The sequence below is a fragment of the Burkholderia sp. 4M9327F10 genome (assembly GCF_005503145.1).
Classification (GTDB): Bacteria; Pseudomonadota; Gammaproteobacteria; order Burkholderiales; family Burkholderiaceae; genus Paraburkholderia.
Map to the genome: position 1 here is coordinate 291,571 of NZ_SCNV01000002.1, position 20,495 is coordinate 312,065.

Sequence of the window (20,495 nt, forward strand, 5' to 3'; positions counted from 1 at the left end):
CAATCACATTCATCGTACAGGACGTCACCATGACACCCACCTCAACGCAGGACCTGCTAAGTCACGCGTGGTTCGGCCTCATCGGCCTGATGCTCGTGCTTTACGTCGTCACGGACGGCTTCGACCTGGGCGTCGGCGCACTCACGCTGCTGCGCCGACGCGAGAGCGAACGTGACCTTATGATCCAGTCCATCGGCCATGTCTGGGATGCCAACGAGACCTGGCTCGTCGCGCTCGGCGGCGCGCTCTTCGGTGCGTTTCCCGACGCGTACGCCATGATCCTCTCGGACCTCTACGTCCCCGTGATGGTCCTCATCGCCAGCTTCATCATGCGCGGCGCGGCCATCGAGTTCCGCCACGCCGCCCACACGAGCAAGGCTGTATGGGATCGCGTGTTCGGCATTGGCAGCCTGCTCGCGGCAGTCTCGCAGGGCATCGTGCTCGGCAAGATCCTGACCGGCTTCGTGCCGGGTCTCGCAAGCCTCGGCTTTGTCGTCGTGACCGCCATAGGCGTCGTGTCCGGATACGGCCTGCTCGGTGCGACCTGGCTCGTGAAGAAAACCACCGGCGGCATCGAGCGCTGGGCGCGCCGCTGCGCCACCGTGGCGATCTTCACGACCGTGGCAGCCGCGCTCGTGGTATCGCTCGCCACGCTCGAACTGAGCCCGGTGGGCGTGACGCGCTGGCACGAGCACGGCATCCTCCATCTGTTGATCGCGCTTGGCGTCCTTGCCGCCTTCGCCACCCTTTATGTGCTCTACGCTATCCGCATGCGCGGCGAACACGGGCCGTTCGTCGGCGCCACCCTGCTCTTTGTGATTTCGTTCGCGGGGCTTGCGATCAGCATGTTCCCTTACATCGTGCCGGGACAGCTCACGGTCGGGGCCGCAGCTTCCGATAGCGCTACGCTGACCTTCATGCTGTTCGGGATCGGAATCGTGTTGCCAATCATGATCGGCTACAACCTCTACCAGTACCACCTGTTCCGCGGCAAAGTCGTGCCTGTCAAGCACTGACGCCTGCCTGGTCCCTTACCGAAACGCCTTTCCCGGGGAAATCCGCGGGAAAGGCGCTGTACTTTCAGGCGAATCTTTCGCGCGAATTCCCGGCACTTGCCGAACCCTGCCGTGTTCCCGGCGCAACTGTACCGCTGCATTTGCATGCGGACTGTGCCTCCGGCGCAGTCTGCCGACACAGTATTCTGAGCGGGCGTTGTACCGGAACGGTTGTCCGGCCCTGCGCGCCGAGGGCGCGAGTGCCGGCGCCCCGGCCCTTACTGCTTGCTACGGACTTACGACGAGATCGTGAACGCCATTGCCGACACTGCATTTCACCCGCTCATTCTGGCCGGCGCCCAGGCGCCTGTTCTGGATGCGCTCGGACGCCCGCTGCGGGATCTGCGTCTTTCCGTGATCGACCAGTGCAACTTCCGCTGCACATACTGCATGCCGCGCGACGTCTTCGGCGCAGACTATCCTTTCCTGCGGGCCTCGGAGCGTCTGTCCTTCGACCAGATGGTAAAGGTCGCGAAGGCGTTCGCTTCGCTCGGCGTCGAGAAGATCCGCATCACGGGCGGCGAACCGCTCCTGCGGCGTGGGCTCGAAACGCTGATCGAGCGCCTCGCGCAGTTGACGACCGCAAGCGGCAAGCCGATGGACATCGCCCTCACGACGAATGGCTCGCTCCTCGCGGCCAAAGCGCGTACGCTGCGCGACGCCGGGCTGCGCCGCGTCACCGTGAGCCTCGACGCACTCGACGACGCCGTATTCCGGCGCATGAGCGACGTGGACCTGCCGGTCGCACGCATCCTGGACGGCATCGAGTCGGCCCACGCGGCTGGCCTTGCGCCCATCAAGGTCAACACGGTGATCGAACGCGGCGTGAACGACAGCCAGATCCTGCCGCTCGTGCGTCACTTCCGCGGCACGGATATCGCCCTGCGCTTCATCGAGTACATGGACGTGGGCGGCGCGAGCGCCTGGTCGAACGCCACGGTACTCACTGCGCGCGAAATCCGGGCTATCGTCGAAACCGAATTCCCCTTGGTTGCGCTGGCGGAGGAGCGCGAGACGGCCACGGCCGTCAATTACCGGCACGCGGACCAGAGCACTCAGGTAGGTTTCATCGCCAGCATTTCGCAGCCGTTTTGCGGCGGCTGCTCACGTGCGCGCGTGTCCGCCGACGGCCGGCTTTATACATGCCTGTTCGCCACAGAGGGGACCGACCTCAAGCCATGGCTTGCAGACGCCGTGCCGGTGGAACGGCTTGTCGAGACGCTGCGCCGCCGCTGGAGCACGCGCGACGACCGCTACTCGGAGCTGCGCGCTATCCGGCGCAAGCCCGGTGCGGGCAAGATTTACCCCACGGTCCGCATGTCGCTGGTTGGTGGCTGATGCGGGTCGTGTGAAGAAAGCAGACACATCGGAGAACGAATCATGACAACCACCCTGACCGACCTGGGCACGCTTTCCGCAGACTCGCCCGGCCATCACGCCGAAGAGCCCGACGCGCCGCGTGCGAGCATTGCCGCCGGTTTCGAGGTGCGCGTGCAGCGCCATACCATCGACGTTCACGCGGAGATGGCGCCGATCATCCGCAATCCCAACATTGGCGCCGTCGTCAATTTCGTCGGCGTGGTGCGCAACAGCGGTGACAGCGACGATGTGGTCGCACTCGAGCTCGAGCACTATCCCGGCATGACCGAGCAGTCGCTCTGGGGCATCGTCGAAGAAGCCAATGCGCGCTGGAGCGTGGACGCCATAAAGATCGTGCACCGCATCGGGCGCGTCGCGCTCGGCAACCCCGTAGTGCTGGTCGTGGTCGCGGCTGCGCATCGCGTGGATGCCTTCGAGGCGTGCGAATTCCTGATGGATTTCCTGAAAACACATGCACCGCTCTGGAAAAAGGAAATTCGCGGCGACGGGGGCTCCGAATGGGTCGAAGCCAGAACGGGCGACGAGCAGGCCATGCTCCGATGGGGATAAAACACGGCCGCCCTCTTCTACACGCTACGGAGAACCCTCAATGAAACTCACCATCAAGTACTTTGCCAGCATTCGCGAGCAGCTTGGCGTCGCTCAGGAAGCCCTCGATATCGATGCACCCACCATCACCGTCAATGCGCTGCGCACCCGGCTCGCCGCGCGGGACGAACAGTCTGCCAGCGCGCTGCGCGAAGGCCGGCCGGTTCGTGTCGCCGTCAACCACGAGATGGTCTCAGGCACGTTCATCGTGCGGCAAGACAGCGAGGTGGCTTTCTTCCCTCCCGTGACCGGAGGGTAAGTCTTCCGGTATCGCGGCGTGCAAAGCACTCCTCACGCTGACTGAAAGGCTGTCCACTGTATTTGAAACCCTACGCGCAACGGCGCTTTTTTTTGCCCTTCGATGTATCCGCCGAAATATAACGCCGTGGCGCGCCACTCACGTATCTCCACCATGGCCTCACCGAGGTCCCCCACCACAAGCTACACAAAATGAAGAAGACAATTCTTGCCCTCGCAGCTTCCCTGCTTTGCGCCGGACAAAGCTATGCCCAAAGCAGTGTCACGCTCTATGGCATCGTCGATACGACGCTCATCTACGGCAACAACGAATCCACTGGCGGCAAAACGCCCACGGGCCACTCCGGCATCGAAATGAATAGCGGCGGCATTAGCGGCACGCGCTGGGGCCTGCGCGGCCAGGAGGACCTCGGAGGCGGACTGTCCGTCATTTTCAGGCTGGAAGACGGTTTCTCCAGTACGAACGGCAAGCTCAGCAACAGCGGGGACCTGTTCGGCCGCCAGGTGTACGTCGGCCTCAGTTCGACCGAATACGGCCGTGTCACGCTCGGCCGGCAGTACAGCTTCATGTCGCAGTACCTCTCCGCGATCAGTGCGGAAGGCCTCGGCTGGGGGGGCAACCTCGCCGATCACCCGTTCGACAACGACGACATGATCCGCCATCAGAGCATCCAGAATTCGATCCGCTACGAGACGGTGAACTACCGGGGACTTAAGGCAGGCGCCATGTACGGCTTCTCCAACGAAGCCGGCGAATTCTCGAACGACCGCGCGTACAGCTTTGGCGCCCGCTACGACCAGGGGCCCGTCACGCTGATCGCCAGCTTCCTGCAGATCGACCGCTCGGCCGGCGCCTCGAACGTCAATACCAATGGCGCCGTCACCAACGGCGACAGCGACGCGGTCATTTCAGGCGGCCGCCAGCAGATCTGGGGGATGGGCGCCAGTTACGCCATCGGCGCCGGGACCGTCGGCTTCGTCTGGACACATTCGGCCACCAACAACGTCACCGGCGTGTTCCAGGACGGCAATCTGACGCCGCTGAACGGAGATCTGTTGCGCTTCGACAATTTCGAACTCAACGGCCGATACTTCTTTACCCAGGCATTCAGCCTCGCCGCGTCCTATACCTATACCGACGGCCGCTTCGTGTCGTCGACCGGCGACCTCTCGCCGAAGTGGCACGAGGCGATCGTGCAAGCGGATTACCGCTTCAGCCGGCGTACCGATGTCTATCTGGAAAGCCTCTATCAGACGGTCAACGGTGGAGGCGGCAATCCGGTCTTCAACGCGTCGATGTTCAACGTACCGGCCTCCTCCGACAACCATCAATTGCTCTTCGTCGCCGGACTGCGTCACCGGTTCTGATACGGGTACACAGTCATCGAATACCGGCTGGCCGTCCTGATGGCCAGCCGGTCCGAATCATTTTCCCGATCTGATTGTTTCAATTGAAATTGAATAAAACGAGCAAACGACATTTGAAACGCCTATCATCCTGAACGCAGCAATCCGAGCCTGCTGTCAGGCTCATTCTGAATTTTCTTTAATCGAAAAATTGACGGTTTTCACACTGGACGAATAGCTTTATTGTCGAATTTTTCGTTCGAAAATCATTAAACTTCTGTTGATCGTTTCCTTCCAAAAAATCAACTGTTTTGCTGCGCGCGAGCTGACTAATATCGAGTTCAAGGCCAGCGACATGTTGGATAGCTGCCTGGGCCTGGTCGACTTGCAGCATGACTGCCGACCCTTCGCGATAACGCATTTATCGCAAGTCTTTATCTCATCCGCAATGGAAGGAAATGCAACATGACTGATCTGTCGAGACGCAAGATGCTGGTGGGCGCTGCCGCTTCGGCCGCCGCACTGGGCGTGGCAGCCACCGCAAAAGCGGCAACGTTCGGCAACCCGGACAATCCCGCCGAAGGCGCAATCAACGCAAAGAGCCCGACTAGCCTGGACGATCCGGGTCCCAAGAACCCGGGTCTCGCGAGCCAGTTCCCTGACACGGGCAACCCGCCGCCGACCGACGTGAACGGTATGGCGGAATTCTGGGCGTCGTTCAACAACGCGCCCAAGCGCATTCAGGACGGTGGCTGGGCCCGCCAGGTCACGCAGGAAGACTTCGCGATTTCCACCGAAATTTCCGGCGTCAACATGCGCCTTGCGAAAAACGGTATTCGCGAACTGCACTGGCACCAGCAGGCAGAATGGGCTGTGATGACCGACGGCAAGTGCCGCATCACGATCATCGACGAACTGGGCCGCCCGCAGGTAGCCGACGTGAAGGCCGGTGACCTCTGGTACTTCCCGCCGGGCTTGCCGCACTCGCTGCAAGGCATCGGATCCACCGGCGCCGAGTTCGTGATTGCCTTCGATAACGGCATGGCGTCTGAATTCAACACGCTGTTGCTGACCGACTGGATCGCCCATACGCCGCCGGAAGTGCTCTCCGCCAACTTCGGCGTACCGGCCGACGCGTTCAAGAACATCCCGCTGAACAATCTGTGGATCTTCCAGGGCAAAGATCCGGGACCGCTCGATGCCGACCAGCGCGCCGTCAAGTCCCCGCTCGGCCCGCCGACTTTCCCGTTCGTCTTCTCGCTGAGCGATCTTCCGCCGGTGCGCAAGACCGCAGGCGGCATGGTCCAGATCGCCGACAGCAAGAACTTCAAGGCTTCGTCGACGGTCGCCGCGGCGCTCGTCACGGTGAAGCCGGGCGGCATGCGCGAGCTCCACTGGCACCCGAACGCCGATGAATGGCAGTACTACATTTCCGGTGAAGGACGCATGACGGTCTTCGATACGGGTCCCCGCGCCATCACCAACGACTTCCGCGCCGGCGATATCGGCTACGTGAAGAAGAGCCTCGGTCACTACGTGCAGAACACCGGCAACACCGACCTCGTCTTCATGGAAATATTCCGGTCGGATCACTACGCGGAAGTGTCGCTCTCCGACTGGCTGACCCACACGCCGCCGCAGATGGTCATGGAACACCTGAACATCACCCCGGACGTGCTGGCCAAGTTCCCGAGAAATCGTCCGGACGTCGTGCCGGTCTAACTCTCCCTCAAGCCTTGCCAAGCCTGCCCGACGCCACCTGGTTGCGGGCAGGCAAGCAGGACGGCGTCATCTCGCGATGGCGCCACCAGGGACGCTGTTTCTGCCAATGGCAAACGCCTTGAAGGCGTGCGTCACAGAAGCCAGTTCCTTTTCCGCGCGATGAACGATATGCCAGTTCCGCATCACAGGAAAATCGACCACGTCCAGCACCTTCAGGATACGCGCACTCAACTCGAGCGATACCGTGTGGGTGGAGAGAAACGTAATTCCCATCCCCGAGATGACCGCCTGCTTGATCGCTTCAGTGTCGCGAATCTCGATCGTGTCGTGCAGCTCCAGTTCGCCGGCAAAGCGCCGCTGCATGGCGCTCCATGTATCGGAGCCCTGCTCGCGAACGATGAAGCGCTCGCCGCGCAGTGCGGCAAGATCGATGCGTTCTTTTCCGGCAAGAGGATGTTGCGGCGACGCAAGGATCACGAACACGTTAGGCGCAAACGGCGTGCTGGACCATTGCGGATCGTCGGGAGGATTTGCCATGATGGCAAGATCGATACGGTTCTCCGCGAGGCGTGCCAGCAAGCGTTCCCGATTCTCAATGGTGAGATCGAGTTCGACGCCCTTGTTGCTGGCCGAGAACTCGGCGAGCAGCTTGGGGAGAAAGTAACTTCCGCTGCTGACCACCCCGATGTTGAGCTTACTGCCCGGGACTTTGCCCATCTTCGCCAGCGCTTCCTCGGCCTCCCGAAAGCAGTGAATGATTGCGCGGCAATGGCGCAGCATCTCGCGGCCGGCTTCCGTCAGGTAGATTTTCTTGCCGAGCTGCCCGAACAGCGCCATGCCTGCATGTTCTTCGAGATGCTTGATCTGCGTAGAAACCGCAGGAGGAGAAAGATTCAGCTCGTTCGCCGCGCGCGAAAAGCTCAGACGACGGGCAACGGTTTCGAAGGTTCTCAGTTGGCGCAGCGTGGCATTTTTCACGGTGTATGGCAAAAGTCGAAAGTTTTTACTCACACGCCGGCGCCCGATACTGGGGACAGTCCGTTTTTCGAATGCGTTCGGACGCACTCCCGCGAAAACATCCCGTTCAATGTCTAGCTCGAGGTCGTGACCGGCGGTGAAAGGGGACGGGCACAGCATAACCTCGCCCGCGTGCCGCCCGGCATCACACAAACATGACAGGAATTTCATCTTGCGGGGCCGCCCGTTGAACAGACGCGGCGCCGGATCGGTTACCGATGAAATCGAATTACGCATCCTTGCAATTAACCGGTAATTCCCCTCGCCAACACTGCAGATCAACGCCTTGTTACGGAAATTCCCCATGTCCGGTTCTGCATTGATATCGTCCGTGCTTCGTCAGGATCCGCGCTCGCATAGCATGTGGGTTGTCCCGGCGGTGCGGCGTGGCGGACACGAGGCGTCTGATCGCTTCGCGGCCCGCGGAGGCGAGAGCCATGCTTGACACACGGGTACTGGTCATCGAAGACGACGAGCTTGCCGCCGGGGCGATCATGCACGCGTTGCGGCCCTGCGGCTTTACCGTCGATTGGGTTGACGACGCTCAGGAGGGCATAAGCCGCGTGATGGCCCGCGACTACGACCTCGTGACGCTCGACCGCATTCTGCCCGGTATCGACGGACTCACAATACTGAACCGGATACGCAGCGCCGGTGTGAAAACGCCGGTCCTCATGGTGAGCGCGCTGACCGACGTGGACGAACGCGTGCGCGGGTTGCGCGCAGGCAGCGACGACTACCTTACCAAGCCGTTCAACCCCGATGAACTCGCAGTACGGGTCGAAAACCTCTTGCGGCGGCACGGGGGATCCACGGCTGAAGCCGTGACACGACTGCAGGTCGGGCCGCTCACGCTCGATCTGATCGCACGCAAGGCCCACCGCGACGGCGAGGAGATCGCGCTCCTGCCCACCGAGTATCGCGTGCTCGAATTCATGATGCGCTATGCGAACCGGACCATCACGCGATCGATGCTGTTCGAAGCCGTCTGGGGCCATCACTTCGACCCGGGCACGAATCTGATCGATGTCCACGTCGGGCGCCTGCGCAAGAAAATCGAGCCCAGCGGTACGACACCCATGATCAAAACCGTCCGTGGCGCCGGCTACGTCTTCGGTCGCGATCACGCGCTTAACTAACGGCACTCGTCCAGTCCATCAAGCACGCCCAATCAGGTGACCCATGCGTATACTTTTCGCTTCCCAGCCTCATCCCGAATCCGACTGGTTGTGCAAGGCGCTGCGAGAAAGCGCCCACAGCCTGCATCGTGCAAAGGCGCTCGAGAGCACCGCGGAGGAAGCCGCGCGCGAACGCTTCGACGCTATCGTCGTTGTTGTCAGCGACCCGACGCGGCCCTTCGACATCGAGTCCCTGCTCACCCGCATCTGTGCGGTGGCGCGCGGCGCCATCGTCATGACGCTTCTGCCTGCGGCACGCGCCCAGGAGCGGGTGAAAGTGCTGCGAGCGGGCGCCGACGCCTGTTTTGTGAGGCCGTTTTCCTTCATCGAGGTCCACGAGCGCCTTCAGGCATTGCGGCGCATGTCGTCGACCCAGCCTCTGCTTATGCCGGAGCAACCCGATACGGTCGAGCCGCTGCGGCTCGATACGGCCACGCGCGAGCTTGTGAAGGGCGAACACCGTCTGCCGCTCACCAAGCGCGAGTATCTCTTCTTCGAATGCCTGCTGCGGGAAGTCGATGCACCGGTCGCCCACGACCAGCTGATTCGCTACACGTGGCCCGAGAAAGGGGCCTTCGATTTCAGCAGTGTCAGCCCGCTCGTCTGGCGTCTAAGAAGCAAGTTGAAAAAGTCTCTTCCGTCGGTGCATATCAGCACCGTCAACGGCTACGGTTATCAACTGAGTCTCGCGTCAGCGCGATAGAAGGAGGGAACCATGCTGCCATAACCACCAGAACCTGCCTGCAGCACCACGGCCGCTCAGCGCGGCCCGGCCGGCACCGGTTTGCGGCGCCGGCCTCGCCCGGTATAGCGGATCACGGGCATACGTAAGCCGCCGGGTTCAGGTCGGGTTTAGGCCTGCCTCGCGCCCGCCTCGCAACCTACCGGCTGCTCGCTCCTGAGCGCCCGGAACATCCGTCCCAGCCGGCCATTGGCCGCATCGTAGGCAAGCAGCGGCACGACATGTAGCTGGGAGTCGTGCAGATTCACCACGTCCGCGAACTGGCGGTACGTCGAATCGTCCAGACACCATCGCCCTGACCGCTTGCCGGCATCGAGCACCCGCGCAATGGCGCGCTGTGCGCTTGCCATTGTCTCCTTGTCGAGGCGCCCGTATCCGCTATCGCTCAGACATCCTGTCAGCAACAACACACGCGTCATGGCTTCGGCCGCGCCAAACCACCCCTTGCCGCGCCGCAACGCTTCGAGTGCGGCGTGACAGCGAAGGGAAATCAGGTCTGCCCGGCTGCGCTTCATGGGCAGCAAAACCGCCTTCTTCGCGCGGGCAACGACACTCTGTTTGAGGATGAAATACGGAGGTTGATATGGCATGTGCGTTTGGGAAATGAGGGGAAGAATCACGCTACGTCGTCATTCAGCATAGCGAGCGCCTCGCGCCACCCGCTTGTTGAAATCATGAAGAGTTATTTAAACGACCGGCGACGATCAATCTTCAATCATTAATTCGTATACCTAATTTATTTACGAACCTCATCTGCAAGAATTAACTTTCCTTCATCGATATAACAACCGCCATGTTTGCAGCGCCATGTACGCTTCATCATCGACGCACGATTGACGTCGTCACCTGACCATCAACTCACCTGGAAAGCCATCATGAAACTGCTATCGAAAACTGCCGTCGTCGCCCTTCTCGCCATATCCAGCGCATCGGCCTTCGCCGGCCAGCACCTGACGCCCCAGCAATGCAACGACTATCCGTTCACACCGCTCAAGACTGAAGTGACTCACGCTCAACTGATGCAGGAACTGGCGGAGCTCGAATCGGTTGGCTATAGCCCGTCGGACAACGACGAGTACTATCCCCACGACATTCACGTCGCGCAAAGGAAACTCTGGGCGGAATATCATGCAGACTGCCTGCCCACGGGCGCGCAGAACGCCGCGGGAACCGCGGCGAATGCGACGCCGGCTGGCTGATGGCGCAAATGGCCTCTGCGCTGCCGTCGCGTAAGCGACTACTGGGTCAAACGGTGAAATGCGCGCTGTAACGCGAGCGCCAGATCCTCCGTCCGCAACGGTTTGCGCAGCAGCGCCACGACGCCCCCTTCCCGTGCCTCGCGTTCGAGGGCAGCATTGCCATATCCGCTGCAAAGGATGACGGGTAAGGACGGCTGAATGACCCGAAGGCGGGCAGCCAGTTCCAGACCGGTGAGATCGGGCATCGTCTGGTCGGTGACGACAGCGTCGAAGCGCGAGGGATCGGCTTCGAACGCTGCCAGCGCCGCCACGCTCGATCCGTAGCCGACGGGTTCATAGCCCAGTTCGGCAAGCACGTCTTCGGCGAGCGAGACGAGCAACGGTTCGTCGTCGACGATCAGCACGACCTGGCCGTCGCCGTGGGGCAGCGATTTCGGCACATCCCCGATAGTGGGCGGCGGGGCATCGGTAACGGGCAGATAGACATCGAATTGTGTCCCCTCGCCGACCACGCTAAAGACGTTGATGCCGCCGCCATATTCGCGCACGATGCCATCCACGAGAGAAAGACCGAGTCCCGTTCCCTCCCCTGTCTTTCGGGTGGTAAAGAACGGGTTGAAGATACGCTCGAGAACGTCCGGCGCGATACCCGTGCCGGTGTCCGCGACGCGCAGCAGGATGAACTCACCCGGGCCGACGACACCGTCGGACAGCGTGGCCGCAACATCGAGGCGTGTGCATGCGAGCGAAACCACCAGCTTGCCGCCGCCCGGCATTGCCAGCACCGCATTGCTGCACAGGTTCATCACCACCTGGTGAATATGCGTCGCATCGCCGGCCACGTAGGCGTTAGCGGCGTCGAGCCTCGCCTCCAGGCCGATGCTTTCGTGCAGCCTCACTTTCAGCAGATCGATCGTTTCGGCAACAACGGGCTGCACGTGTACCGGCACGCGCACCGTCATGCCCGAACGGCTAAACGTCAGGATGCGCTCGACCAGCGCGCGCGCCCGGTTGCCTGCGTTGAGCACGTGCTCGATATATGACCGTTCTTCACTCGCCGCCGGCAACAGACGCAGTGCGCGCTCACTGTATCCGAGAATCGCTCCAAGAATGTTGTTGAAGTCGTGCGCAATTCCACCCGCAAACGTGCCGAGCGCCTCGAGCTTCTGCGACTGCCTCAATTGCGACTCAAGACGGCGCCGCTCGCTTTCGGCTTCGCGGCGCAGCGTGATGTCTTCGATCGTCGCGACGAGCATGCCCGTAGAGGGCTGTACGCCCGCGGGAAGCGATGCCTGATCGGCCGCTACGCGCGCCATGCCCACATCGGTCCACACGACTCGCCCGCTGCGATGCAGGTAGCGGACCTGAAAGCGAATCTTGTCCAGCGCACCCGAAAACAGCTGGTTAGTGTAATCGCGGGTCGATTGCACATCCTCGCTGTGGATCAGATTGAAGGCGTTCAGGCGCGCCAGTTCGGCGGCGGAGTATCCGACCATGCGCCGGAAGGCGGGGTTCGTCGCTCCGCAGACACCGTCCTCCGTCAAGACCACGATGCCGAGCGGTGCGTTCTCGAAGACCGCGCGCCACCTGCGTTCGCTCGTGCGCAGCCGGACGTTGACTTCCTCCAGGCGGCGCATCTGCCTGATCAGCGCATAGGCGAGCAGCGCAACGAACACCGATATCAAGGCCGTCCGGACGAACGCGTTGGTTGACGTGGTACGCCAGTCGGCAAGCGCGACCGATTCGTCGCGCGAAACCTGCACCTCGAGCGCAAAACCGGGCACCTGCTTCAGTACGGTGCGCATTTTCACCGGCTGCCTTCCAGGCTGTGGGGCAGGATATTGAACGATCGGAATGCCGCCATCGCGCAGCAGCTCGATCGAAGCGCCGGGTCCGAGATCGGTGCGCCGATAGAAATCCCGAAAGTAGTCTTCCTCAACGAGTGCGCGTGCCACCCCGGCGAAATTCCCATCGGGGTCCTGCAACCGTATGGCCATTGCGAACGTCGGCTTGCGCTCAAGAAGACTCTCCAGCGGCTCGCTGATCACAAGCGCGTTGCCGGACGCGGCCTTCAGTTCCTGAAAGTATCGCCGGCCCGAGATGTCCGGGTCGGACTTCGACAACACCATCGTGGACGCAACCCGCATGCCGTTCGGGTCGGTCACGGTGAGCTCGCGAATCTGCGGCAGTCCTTCAATTTGCCGCCGCAGGAACGCGGTTTCATCTTCCGGGATGCTGGACTGCGTCTTCGCCTCCCGTTCCCATACAGCCGTGCGGCGCAGGATCAGGTCTACCTCCTGCAGCGAGCGCGCTGACTGCTCCGCGATGGCATTCGCGAGGCTGGAAATCTCACGGTCATTGTCCGCGAGCGTGAAGCGTCGCGCGCGCCAGCTGTCCCAGCCCGATGCCACCCAGACGAGCACGACGATCAACGCCGCGCCCACCGCAATCACCCGCTGCAGATTGGTTCCGCCGATGATCCGTCTGGTTCGTTTCGCGTCTGTCATGGTGCTTGCGGAGCAAAGAAATGTGATCGTCTATCGTCTGTAGGTATGCCGAACGTTTCGTGACCTGTCTGGCGATCGTTATGATATACGCAACATCACATGCATAACGCAACACCGGGACACGGTTTTTCCGGCAGTCCATATCACGTGCGCGGCATTGCGCACGCCGCCATTTCAAATGTAACCCTCTGCCTGCCGGCTGAAACGCTCGCGTAACCGCGCAGGTTTCCAATAGACGCTAACAGGAAGCGCCGGCGCCACCGTATGACGCCGGCACATCGTCTCATGACGTTTTTCAAGGAGTAGATTCGTGGGCTCGTTAAGCATCTGGCACTGGCTGATCGTTTTGCTGCTGGTCGCACTCGTCTTTGGTACGAAAAAACTTCGCAACGTCGGCAGCGATCTGGGCGGCGCCATCAAGGGATTCAAGCAGGGTATGCAGGAATCCGATGAAATTCCACAAGTGGAAGCGATCGGCACCGCAACGACCACGACCGGCGCGAAGGACAGCGCTCACGTGTCGTCGCGTTGACGCGATCGGCCGACAAAGCGCTACGGAGTCTGCCGCCATGCTGGACTTTTCCATGACCAAGGCCGCCGTGATCGCAGTGGTGTCGCTCATCGTCCTCGGACCGGAGCGGCTGCCGCGCGTGGCGCGCACCGCCGGCGCCCTGCTGGGCCGGGCTCAGCGTTATATCGACGAGGTGAAGGCCGAAGTCAGTCAGGAGATCGAACTCGACAAGCTGCAGCAATGGAAAGGCGATCTGGAAGCCGCTGCAATCGACGCCCGTAAAGCCGTCGATAGCGGCCTGCGCAAGCAGCATGCGGCCATCCAGTCGGCTGTCGAGGCGGTGGACACACACGGGACGGCTTTGCGCCGCGCGATCGAAGAGGATCCTCTACCTGGCGTGTCGATCGAAGACATCCCGGAACGGAGCGGATGGCTGCAATCGCGCTTTGACCTGACGCCGCAACGCGCACCGCGCAAGAACTGGCGCATCAAGCGCGCCGTCCCGCCGGCATGGCGCCGCTGGGCACCCTCAGTGCACGGCGGCAATCGTCCGCAGCGCGCCTTGAGGCGCCCCTCGCTCGTGGCCGCTAACCGCCGCCGTTTCCTCTAACGTGACCTTGCCTGCTACTGGACATCCGCGTGAGTGAACTTCAGCAGACTCCGAACGAGTCCATCGCCAGCCCCTTCGTTGCGCATCTCGTCGAACTGCGCGACCGGATCATCCGTGCCGGCCTTTCGGTTATCGTCGTGTTTCTCGGGCTCGTCTACTGGGCTCCGGACATTTTCCGGATCCTCGCACGCCCGCTCATGGCGAACCTGCCGGCAGGCGGCAAACTGATCGTTACGGACGTCACCGGATCCTTCTTCGTGCCGATGAAGGTGACGATGCTCGTGGCCCTCGTCATTGCGCTTCCCGTCGTGCTCTACCAGATCTGGGCCTTCGTTGCGCCGGGCCTGTACCAGCACGAGAAGCGGCTGGTCGCACCGCTGGTCGGCTTTAGTTATGCGTTGTTCCTGTGCGGAATGGCGTTCGCCTACCTGGTCGTGTTTCCGACCATCTTTCGCGTCATGGCCCACTACAACGCGCCGCTCGACGCCGCCATGAACACCGACATCGACAACTACATGAGCTTCGTGCTGACGATGTTCATGGCGTTCGGCGTCACGTTCGAGGTTCCCGTCGCAGTCGTGCTGCTCGTGCGCATCGGCGTCGTTTCGGTGGAAACGCTAGGGAAGATCCGGCCTTATGTGGTGGTCGGTGCGTTCGTCGTGTCGGCCGTTGTGACGCCTCCCGACGTGCTATCGCAACTGATTCTCGCGCTGCCGCTGATTGTGCTGTACGAAGTAGGCCTGATCGTGGCGCGGCTGGGCGTACGCAAACGTGGCGCTACGCCCAAAGCCGACGATTGAAGACTCACTATAGCGATGCGGAACTAAGCCGCTCCACCGTCGCGGCGAAGGTATAGCCCGCGCCGCGCTCGGTCTTGATGAACTGTGGATTCGACGGGTCTGCCTCGATCTTGCGGCGCAGCCGCAGAATCTGCACGTCGATTGAACGATCGATGACGTCGTCATAAAGACGGCTGGCCTCGAGTAGCTGGTCGCGAGACAGCACACGCCCGGGCGCCGCGAGAAAGGCGCTCAGCAGCGAAAATTCGCCGTTGGTGAGATCCACGCGCTGGCCCGTGGGTGAAGTCAGCTTGCGCGTGCCGGTGTTCAGCTCCCATCCGGCGAAACGAAAGGCGCGGACATCGGTCTGGCGCCCTGTCAGCGACTGGACTGCTGCAGTGCGGCGTAATACCGTACGGATGCGCGCCAGCAGTTCGCGCGAGCTGAACGGCTTGGTCACATAGTCGTCCGCGCCCAGCTCGAGCGCCATGACGCGGTCTGCTTCCTCGATCCGGCCCGAGACGATAATGATAGGCAGCGAAGATTGATCGCGAATGCGCCGGGCAATCTGCATGCCGTCCTCGCCCGGCATGCGCAGGTCGAGTATCACCAGATCAATGGCATGCTCTTTGAGTGCCTCGGTCATCTCCTTGCCGCTCGAGGCCACGGTCACTCGCATATCGTGGTCCCGAAGATACGCGGAGATCAGGGCGGTCATTGCGGGATCGTCGTCTACCGCAAGAATATGAGGCGGGTTTTCATTACTCATGCGTCGTGCTCCCATGGCAATCAATGGCCATGGCGATGAATTATAGCGTGGGCGCCCGCCGGGAGTCCCCGGTGCGACAACGGGTCATTGCGCCGAGGGGCGCCTCGTCAGGGAAAGAATGATCAGGGGAATGGGCAGTGTCAGCAAAAGCAGTATCCATACGAGCACATAAACGGACTGCACCCCGTCGTTCTGCAGATTGACAAAAAGCTTGACTGGAATGCCCTGCGGGAAATACGAAAATACCGCAACAATGCCGAATTCGCCAATGATGCGAACCCACGCGACGACTGCCCCGGTGAGGAGTTCACGTGAAGCGAGAGGCAAGCTCACGCAACGGAATGTGCGCCATGGCGAGCAACCCAGATCCTGAGCCGCCTCTTCGAGTATGGGCGGGACATTGTCGAACGCCGTCCGGGCAGCCATGACGAAATAGGCGAGCCCGCCGTAGACCTGCGCCAGGACGAAAGAGGACGCGTTATTGTTGAGCGAAATGCCAATCCGGCCGAGTAGTTCGCCAATCGAACCATATGGCCCGTAAACCGAAACGAGCAGAATGCCGATGGCCAGCGAAGGCATCAGCAAGGACAGCAGAACCAGCGTCTCTACCCCTCGTTTGAGCCAGCATTGCGTTCTCGCCAACCAGAACGACAACGGCAAGCCGACACCGACGATAAAGACCATGGCTACGGCGCTCAGCGTCACCGACACCTCGACCGCGTGCCAGTCCCCATAGGCGGCCTCGAGCTGCGCCCAATGCGTTTGCTCCATGAGCGACGCCAGCGGAAGCACGAGCAGCAGCAGCGCGGGCAGGATCAGCACCCATCTGGGCACGCGAACGTGCTTCTCTCCCGGTACCGGGGCGCGCCATGACGCGCTAAGGAAGCGCGGCGCCCTTGGGAGGTCCATATCCATTCTGCTTGAAAAGCGCCTGCCCCTCACCGCTCAGCGCGAAATCGACGAACTTCTTTGCCTCCGCGGGGTCCGGCGCATTCTTTAGCACTGCGGCATAAAATACCAGCGGCTGAGGCCGCAGTGTTTGCGCCTTGCCGGCCGAATCGCGCAGATCGAAGGAGACGGTGTCGTACCAGCTTTTGCCATACGACGGATTGCTCAAGTTGATCTCGTCCGGCAGCTCGATATACGGCAGCCCCGCCGAAATGACCGCGCTTTCATATCCGGAAGAGGCATCCACCTGCCCCGCTTCCAGCCGTGTCAGCAGGCCGCCGTCCGCAAAGACCTGCTGCGGATTTTCGATGTCCCCCAGAACCTGCCTCGCCAGTTCCGGTTGACCGTAGTATCGCTGCGCGAGCATCAGTGTAAAGATGATGTTCTGCCCCTGGGGGTCGATCTCCGGATCGGTCCTGCCGAAACGCAACCCGGGCGACTGCAGCACCTTCCACCACGGGTTCGCGCCACCGGCCCGGCTGGCGGCGAGCGCCTTGGCGAATGCACTGTGCGGGCTATACGCGATAACCATGCTTGTGCTCGCAACCGGAACCGCCTGATCGATCAGGCCGGCCTGCTTCAGTATCTGCATCGGGCCCGGGGTGATCGAGACGAACACGTCGGCGACGATTTTCCGCGAGGCGAGCAGCCTGGCCATTCCATAGGCACCCTCGCCCTGCCCCTGATACTGCACGTGATTCGCGCCGGCAAAGGCCGGCCCCAGAGCCTTGTCCATGACCACGCCCATGGAGCCGGCGTAAGTCACGCGTATCGACTCTTCCGCCTGTGCGCTACCGGCCATCAGCACGGTGAAGGCCACCGTGATCCAGGCCACCATGCCTCGTTTCACTTTCATCCTCGTCTTGATCCGCAGTGGTTACACGTTCATCCTCGACACGCAGGGTGAAATATAACGACCCACCATGGCCCGCCAGAAGCACAGTTCGCAAACCAGGCGAGGAACACAGTCACAGGTGACGGCCACACGCCTCGGCCATCAGTTACCCGGCAGGCCCGGAATATTCACACCGAAGGTCTGCAGAATCAGAACCACGTTGAGGACGACAATGATCGCCGTTCCCGCAATGGCCGCTGTGCTCACGAGCCTGCTGTTCGAATACGCACCCATGACGTCGCGCCGGCAGGTGAAGATCGCGAGCGCAATCATCGGTACAGGCAACGCGAAACTCAGGACGACCTGGCTGTACACGAGGGCATCGGTCGGATTGACACCCAGCGCGACCACGACGAACGCCGGCGCCATGGTCACGATCCGGCGCAGCCAGACGGGGACATGGAAACCGACGAAGCCCTGCATGATCATCTGCCCGGCCATCGTGCCCACGACCGAACTGGAAACGCCCGAGGCCAGCAGTGAAATCAGGAACGCCCCCGCAGCCCCGGCGCCCAGCAGCGGCGTCAGGATGTGGTAGGCCGTTTCGATTTCGGACACGTCGGAGTGCCCCGCATGAAACGCGCTGGCGGACATCACGACCATCGCCATGTTGACGAGGCCGGCCACGCTCAGCGCAATCAGGACCTCACGATTGGAGAATCGAACCAGCATGCGGCGGCCTTCTTCCGTGCGGGCAACCACGCGCTTCTGGGTCAGACCTGAGTGCAGATAGATTGCATGCGGCATTACCGTCGCGCCCAGTATCCCAACGGCGACCGTGAGGGCCTGGCCCGAGTGCAGCACCGGCACGAAGGTGCCGTGCAGCGCCGATGTCCACGACACCGGCACGATGAACAGCTCGACCACATAGCACAGCGTAATGGTCGCAACGAGCGCCCCAATAATCAGCTCGATCGGCCGGAAGCCCTGCTTTTCGGCAAGCAGCAGCGCATAGGTGACGACGCCGGTCACGATCATGCCGTCGATCAGGGGAAAGTGGCAGAGCAGCGACAAACCGATCGCGCCGCCCAGAAATTCCGCCAGATCGGTCGCCATGGCTGCGATTTCGCTCACCACCCACATGCCATACACCACGGGCGCCGGAAAATGCTTGCGGCAAAGCTCCGCGAGATTGTGGCCGGTAATGATGCCGAGCTTCGCGGAAAGCGCCTGAAACAGCATCGCAATCACATTGGCGGCCAGAACGACCCAAAGCAGCGAATAGCCGAACTGCGCGCCAGCCTGAATATTGGTGGCGAAATTGCCCGGGTCCATATAGGCAATCGAAGCCACCACAGCCGGCCCCGCAAACAGCAGCCGGTTTAGACCGGCCATTTTGCGGCCCGCGAGTACATCGTGAATTGCCGACGTCGTTCTGTCGGTCAACCTTTGCGACATTTCTCCAGTATTCATTACAGAAACCTCTCGACGGATATTGAACGGTAAAAGTCAGAGACAGTAGGCGCGAGCGCAAGCCGCAGCGACGGTGAAGATTGCCGTCCGCCACATCGCGCTGATCAATACAAATGGAATGATTACGGTGGGCTTCCTGTCCCGAACGAGACGGCCGCTCCTGTTGAATCACCGGCAACTGCCGACCTGCTTGCCCTGCCTTGCTGATTCATATGATCGCAAGAATAAGGCATGAACCCGCTGAGGCGGCATCACGAAACCATGAAGGAAAGTTAAGAATTGAATCGGCCTGGGCCCGGCAGCCCACCCTCTGCCGGACATGCCCGCGCCAGATAACAAATTCGTAATCCGCGCGTCACCGGGATGGAATCTTCACCCTCATAGGATGAATGCACGTTGATACCGGCGTGCAAGGAACACGATGTCATGCCGTGATATCGCAGACAGACGTCGGACCGCAAATGTCCGAAATTCCGAAGTCTCTGTCTCAAGGGGTATTCGTGTACAGGCTAAAGTCGTCGTAACCGTCATGTACTCGAATCGCCTTTGTTTCAAAAGACGTGAGTCCAGGCAACAAACGTACAGATCGATATAAATGATGGGAGCACAGTCGGAAAGAACATCGCTTTTTATAGCTTGAAACTCGATTTGCTGATCAAATTTTAGACCGGCCGCCCCTGTCGTCGCGGCCGCCTGTGCCCGCGCGAACATCGTCTTGAATGGGCACTCTCTGGAGCCAGGCATGTACGCAGACAGTATTGAGAAATTCGCCAGGATCGGCGCCCACAAGGCGTCCTCCATTCTTCACACTCCGCTCGCCTTTCTGATCGGCGCGGCCATGGCCGGCGCCTACATCGGCTTCGGAGACATCCTGATGTTTTCGGTCGGCTCGCATGTCGATCCGGCCTATGTTCACCTGATCATGGGCGCGGTGTTCGCCTGCGCGCTCACCATTGTGATCTTTGCCGGATCGGATCTCTTCACCGGCACCGCGATGTACATGCCGCTCGCCCTGTTTCGCGGTGAAGTCAGCGTTGGCCATGTCCTGATGGTCTGGGTGGTGTGCTGGGTGGGAAACCTGCTTGGCGCAACCGTGCTCGCCGCAATCCTCCACGCTTGCGGCGGGGGAGTATTGCTGACCGATGGGTCCGCGGTCTTCTTCAAGGCCGTCGAGGTGAAGATGTCGACGCCGGGCCTGCCCCTGTTCGCAAAGGGTCTGCTCTGCAACTGGCTAGTCTGTCTGGCCGTGTGGATGACGAGCCGCACCCAGAACGACGGCGCCAAGCTCGGTCTCATCTTCTGGCCGGTATTCGCCTTCGTGGCAAGCGGTTTCGAGCACAGCGTGGCGAACATGTTCGTGTTCGCGCTCGCGCTGATCGGCAGCCACCCCGCCGACATTACGCTGGCGGGTGCCGTCCACAATGAAATCTTCGTTACGCTCGGCAACCTCGTCGGCGGCGCCGTCTTCATGGCCGCGGGCTACTGGCTGCAGGACGGTGGTATCGGCCATCCCTCGAATGCGAAGGTGCCTGCGCCGGTCACGACCGTTCGCACGAACTGAGCGCCGTTTCAGCACC

20 protein-coding genes and 1 pseudogene are annotated in these 20,495 nt (G+C 61.4%); 13 read left to right on the forward strand and 8 right to left on the reverse strand.

Annotated features, from left to right (window positions below; all coding sequences use genetic code 11):
- Positions 1-29 precede the first annotated feature (29 nt).
- The 5 genes from cydB to FFS45_RS03740 all read left to right on the forward strand — a co-directional run bounded on the left by cydB (position 30) and on the right by FFS45_RS03740 (position 4,649).
- A complete protein-coding gene (gene cydB, locus FFS45_RS03720) occupies positions 30-1,016 on the forward strand; it encodes a cytochrome d ubiquinol oxidase subunit II (protein WP_137953346.1) in 987 nt (328 codons plus the stop codon).
- Positions 1,017-1,313: 297 nt separating this feature from the next.
- Entirely contained in the window at positions 1,314-2,393 is a 1,080-nt protein-coding gene (gene moaA / locus FFS45_RS03725) for a GTP 3',8-cyclase MoaA (protein WP_249362611.1), read from the forward strand.
- A 42-nt stretch (positions 2,394-2,435) separates the two neighbouring features.
- On the forward strand, positions 2,436-2,984 hold the full coding sequence (locus tag FFS45_RS03730) for a molybdenum cofactor biosynthesis protein MoaE (protein ID WP_137953348.1): 549 nt from the start codon (positions 2,436-2,438) through the stop codon (positions 2,982-2,984).
- A gap of 40 nt (positions 2,985-3,024) precedes the next feature.
- Positions 3,025-3,282: a molybdopterin converting factor subunit 1 gene (gene moaD / locus FFS45_RS03735; protein ID WP_137953349.1), complete on the forward strand. Its 258-nt coding sequence runs from the start codon at positions 3,025-3,027 to the stop codon at positions 3,280-3,282.
- A gap of 191 nt (positions 3,283-3,473) precedes the next feature.
- Positions 3,474-4,649, forward strand: a complete 1,176-nt coding sequence (locus FFS45_RS03740; protein ID WP_137953350.1) for a porin — start codon at positions 3,474-3,476, stop codon at positions 4,647-4,649.
- 178 nt (positions 4,650-4,827) lie between these two features.
- On the opposite strand, the gene FFS45_RS03745 is transcribed toward FFS45_RS03740, so the two are convergent.
- Positions 4,828-5,049: a hypothetical protein gene (locus FFS45_RS03745; RefSeq protein WP_137953351.1), complete on the reverse strand. Its 222-nt coding sequence runs from the start codon at positions 5,047-5,049 to the stop codon at positions 4,828-4,830.
- A 44-nt stretch (positions 5,050-5,093) separates the two neighbouring features.
- Between FFS45_RS03745 and FFS45_RS03750 the strand changes: the two genes are divergently transcribed.
- Entirely contained in the window at positions 5,094-6,350 is a 1,257-nt protein-coding gene (locus FFS45_RS03750; RefSeq protein WP_137953352.1) for a cupin domain-containing protein, read from the forward strand.
- Positions 6,351-6,416: 66 nt separating this feature from the next.
- On the opposite strand, the gene FFS45_RS03755 is transcribed toward FFS45_RS03750, so the two are convergent.
- Entirely contained in the window at positions 6,417-7,673 is a 1,257-nt protein-coding gene (locus tag FFS45_RS03755; protein ID WP_249362584.1) for a LysR family transcriptional regulator, read from the reverse strand.
- Between the two features lie 131 nt (positions 7,674-7,804).
- Here FFS45_RS03755 and FFS45_RS03760 point away from each other — a divergent pair, with 131 nt between their 5' ends.
- Together FFS45_RS03760 and FFS45_RS03765 are read left to right on the forward strand one after the other, a co-directional pair.
- Complete coding sequence (locus FFS45_RS03760; protein ID WP_137953353.1) at positions 7,805-8,506, forward strand: response regulator transcription factor; 702 nt, start codon at positions 7,805-7,807, stop codon at positions 8,504-8,506.
- 43 nt (positions 8,507-8,549) lie between these two features.
- A complete protein-coding gene (locus tag FFS45_RS03765) occupies positions 8,550-9,248 on the forward strand; it encodes a response regulator transcription factor (protein WP_137953354.1) in 699 nt (232 codons plus the stop codon).
- Positions 9,249-9,397: 149 nt separating this feature from the next.
- On the opposite strand, the gene FFS45_RS03770 is transcribed toward FFS45_RS03765, so the two are convergent.
- On the reverse strand, positions 9,398-9,877 hold the full coding sequence (locus FFS45_RS03770) for a hypothetical protein (protein WP_137953355.1): 480 nt from the start codon (positions 9,875-9,877) through the stop codon (positions 9,398-9,400).
- 285 nt (positions 9,878-10,162) lie between these two features.
- On the opposite strand from FFS45_RS03770, the gene FFS45_RS03775 reads away from it, so the two are divergent.
- The gene (locus tag FFS45_RS03775; RefSeq protein WP_137953356.1) at positions 10,163-10,486 is read left to right on the forward strand and encodes a DUF4148 domain-containing protein; all 324 of its coding nucleotides are present in this window, start codon (positions 10,163-10,165) and stop codon (positions 10,484-10,486) included.
- 38 nt (positions 10,487-10,524) lie between these two features.
- Here the strand turns inward: FFS45_RS03775 and FFS45_RS03780 are convergent, their stop codons facing one another.
- Entirely contained in the window at positions 10,525-12,993 is a 2,469-nt protein-coding gene (locus FFS45_RS03780; RefSeq protein WP_137953357.1) for an ATP-binding protein, read from the reverse strand.
- 310 nt (positions 12,994-13,303) lie between these two features.
- On the opposite strand from FFS45_RS03780, the pseudogene tatA reads away from it, so the two are divergent.
- The 3 genes and pseudogenes from tatA to tatC form a co-directional block, all read left to right on the forward strand.
- A pseudogene (tatA, locus tag FFS45_RS42215) lies at positions 13,304-13,453 on the forward strand (Sec-independent protein translocase subunit TatA); the annotation flags it as partial.
- A 109-nt stretch (positions 13,454-13,562) separates the two neighbouring features.
- The gene (locus FFS45_RS42875; protein WP_137953359.1) at positions 13,563-14,114 is read left to right on the forward strand and encodes a twin-arginine translocase TatA/TatE family subunit; all 552 of its coding nucleotides are present in this window, start codon (positions 13,563-13,565) and stop codon (positions 14,112-14,114) included.
- A gap of 29 nt (positions 14,115-14,143) precedes the next feature.
- Positions 14,144-14,914, forward strand: a complete 771-nt coding sequence (gene tatC, locus FFS45_RS03795; protein WP_137953360.1) for a twin-arginine translocase subunit TatC — start codon at positions 14,144-14,146, stop codon at positions 14,912-14,914.
- Between the two features lie 7 nt (positions 14,915-14,921).
- On the opposite strand, the gene FFS45_RS03800 is transcribed toward tatC, so the two are convergent.
- The 4 genes from FFS45_RS03800 to FFS45_RS03815 form a co-directional block, all read right to left on the reverse strand.
- Positions 14,922-15,662 (reverse strand): response regulator, encoded by a 741-nt coding sequence (locus FFS45_RS03800; protein ID WP_137953361.1) that lies wholly within the window; start codon positions 15,660-15,662, stop codon positions 14,922-14,924.
- An 84-nt stretch (positions 15,663-15,746) separates the two neighbouring features.
- Entirely contained in the window at positions 15,747-16,571 is an 825-nt protein-coding gene (locus tag FFS45_RS03805) for an ABC transporter permease subunit (protein ID WP_137953362.1), read from the reverse strand.
- Entirely contained in the window at positions 16,540-17,466 is a 927-nt protein-coding gene (locus FFS45_RS03810; RefSeq protein WP_137953363.1) for an extracellular solute-binding protein, read from the reverse strand. Before FFS45_RS03810 ends, FFS45_RS03805 begins: the two co-directional genes overlap by 32 nt.
- Positions 17,467-17,607: 141 nt before the next feature.
- On the reverse strand, positions 17,608-18,918 hold the full coding sequence (locus FFS45_RS03815; protein WP_137953364.1) for an Nramp family divalent metal transporter: 1,311 nt from the start codon (positions 18,916-18,918) through the stop codon (positions 17,608-17,610).
- A gap of 742 nt (positions 18,919-19,660) precedes the next feature.
- Between FFS45_RS03815 and FFS45_RS03820 the strand changes: the two genes are divergently transcribed.
- The gene (locus FFS45_RS03820) at positions 19,661-20,479 is read left to right on the forward strand and encodes a formate/nitrite transporter family protein (protein ID WP_137953365.1); all 819 of its coding nucleotides are present in this window, start codon (positions 19,661-19,663) and stop codon (positions 20,477-20,479) included.
- Positions 20,480-20,495 lie beyond the last annotated feature (16 nt).

Coding starts and splice junctions, on each gene's coding strand:
- cydB (WP_137953346.1), top strand. CDS start 30: ATGACACCCACCTCAACGCAGGACCTGCTAAGTCACGCGTGGTTCGGC.
- FFS45_RS03730 (WP_137953348.1), top strand. CDS start 2,436: ATGACAACCACCCTGACCGACCTGGGCACGCTTTCCGCAGACTCGCCC.
- moaD (WP_137953349.1), top strand. CDS start 3,025: ATGAAACTCACCATCAAGTACTTTGCCAGCATTCGCGAGCAGCTTGGC.
- FFS45_RS03740 (WP_137953350.1), top strand. CDS start 3,474: ATGAAGAAGACAATTCTTGCCCTCGCAGCTTCCCTGCTTTGCGCCGGA.
- FFS45_RS03745 (WP_137953351.1), bottom strand. CDS start 5,049: ATGCGTTATCGCGAAGGGTCGGCAGTCATGCTGCAAGTCGACCAGGCC.
- FFS45_RS03750 (WP_137953352.1), top strand. CDS start 5,094: ATGACTGATCTGTCGAGACGCAAGATGCTGGTGGGCGCTGCCGCTTCG.
- FFS45_RS03755 (WP_249362584.1), bottom strand. CDS start 7,673: ATGGGGAATTTCCGTAACAAGGCGTTGATCTGCAGTGTTGGCGAGGGG.
- FFS45_RS03760 (WP_137953353.1), top strand. CDS start 7,805: ATGCTTGACACACGGGTACTGGTCATCGAAGACGACGAGCTTGCCGCC.
- FFS45_RS03765 (WP_137953354.1), top strand. CDS start 8,550: ATGCGTATACTTTTCGCTTCCCAGCCTCATCCCGAATCCGACTGGTTG.
- FFS45_RS03770 (WP_137953355.1), bottom strand. CDS start 9,877: ATGCCATATCAACCTCCGTATTTCATCCTCAAACAGAGTGTCGTTGCC.
- FFS45_RS03775 (WP_137953356.1), top strand. CDS start 10,163: ATGAAACTGCTATCGAAAACTGCCGTCGTCGCCCTTCTCGCCATATCC.
- FFS45_RS03780 (WP_137953357.1), bottom strand. CDS start 12,993: ATGACAGACGCGAAACGAACCAGACGGATCATCGGCGGAACCAATCTG.
- FFS45_RS42875 (WP_137953359.1), top strand. CDS start 13,563: ATGCTGGACTTTTCCATGACCAAGGCCGCCGTGATCGCAGTGGTGTCG.
- FFS45_RS03800 (WP_137953361.1), bottom strand. CDS start 15,662: ATGAGTAATGAAAACCCGCCTCATATTCTTGCGGTAGACGACGATCCC.
- FFS45_RS03805 (WP_137953362.1), bottom strand. CDS start 16,571: ATGGACCTCCCAAGGGCGCCGCGCTTCCTTAGCGCGTCATGGCGCGCC.
- FFS45_RS03810 (WP_137953363.1), bottom strand. CDS start 17,466: ATGAAAGTGAAACGAGGCATGGTGGCCTGGATCACGGTGGCCTTCACC.
- FFS45_RS03815 (WP_137953364.1), bottom strand. CDS start 18,918: ATGAATACTGGAGAAATGTCGCAAAGGTTGACCGACAGAACGACGTCG.
- FFS45_RS03820 (WP_137953365.1), top strand. CDS start 19,661: ATGTACGCAGACAGTATTGAGAAATTCGCCAGGATCGGCGCCCACAAG.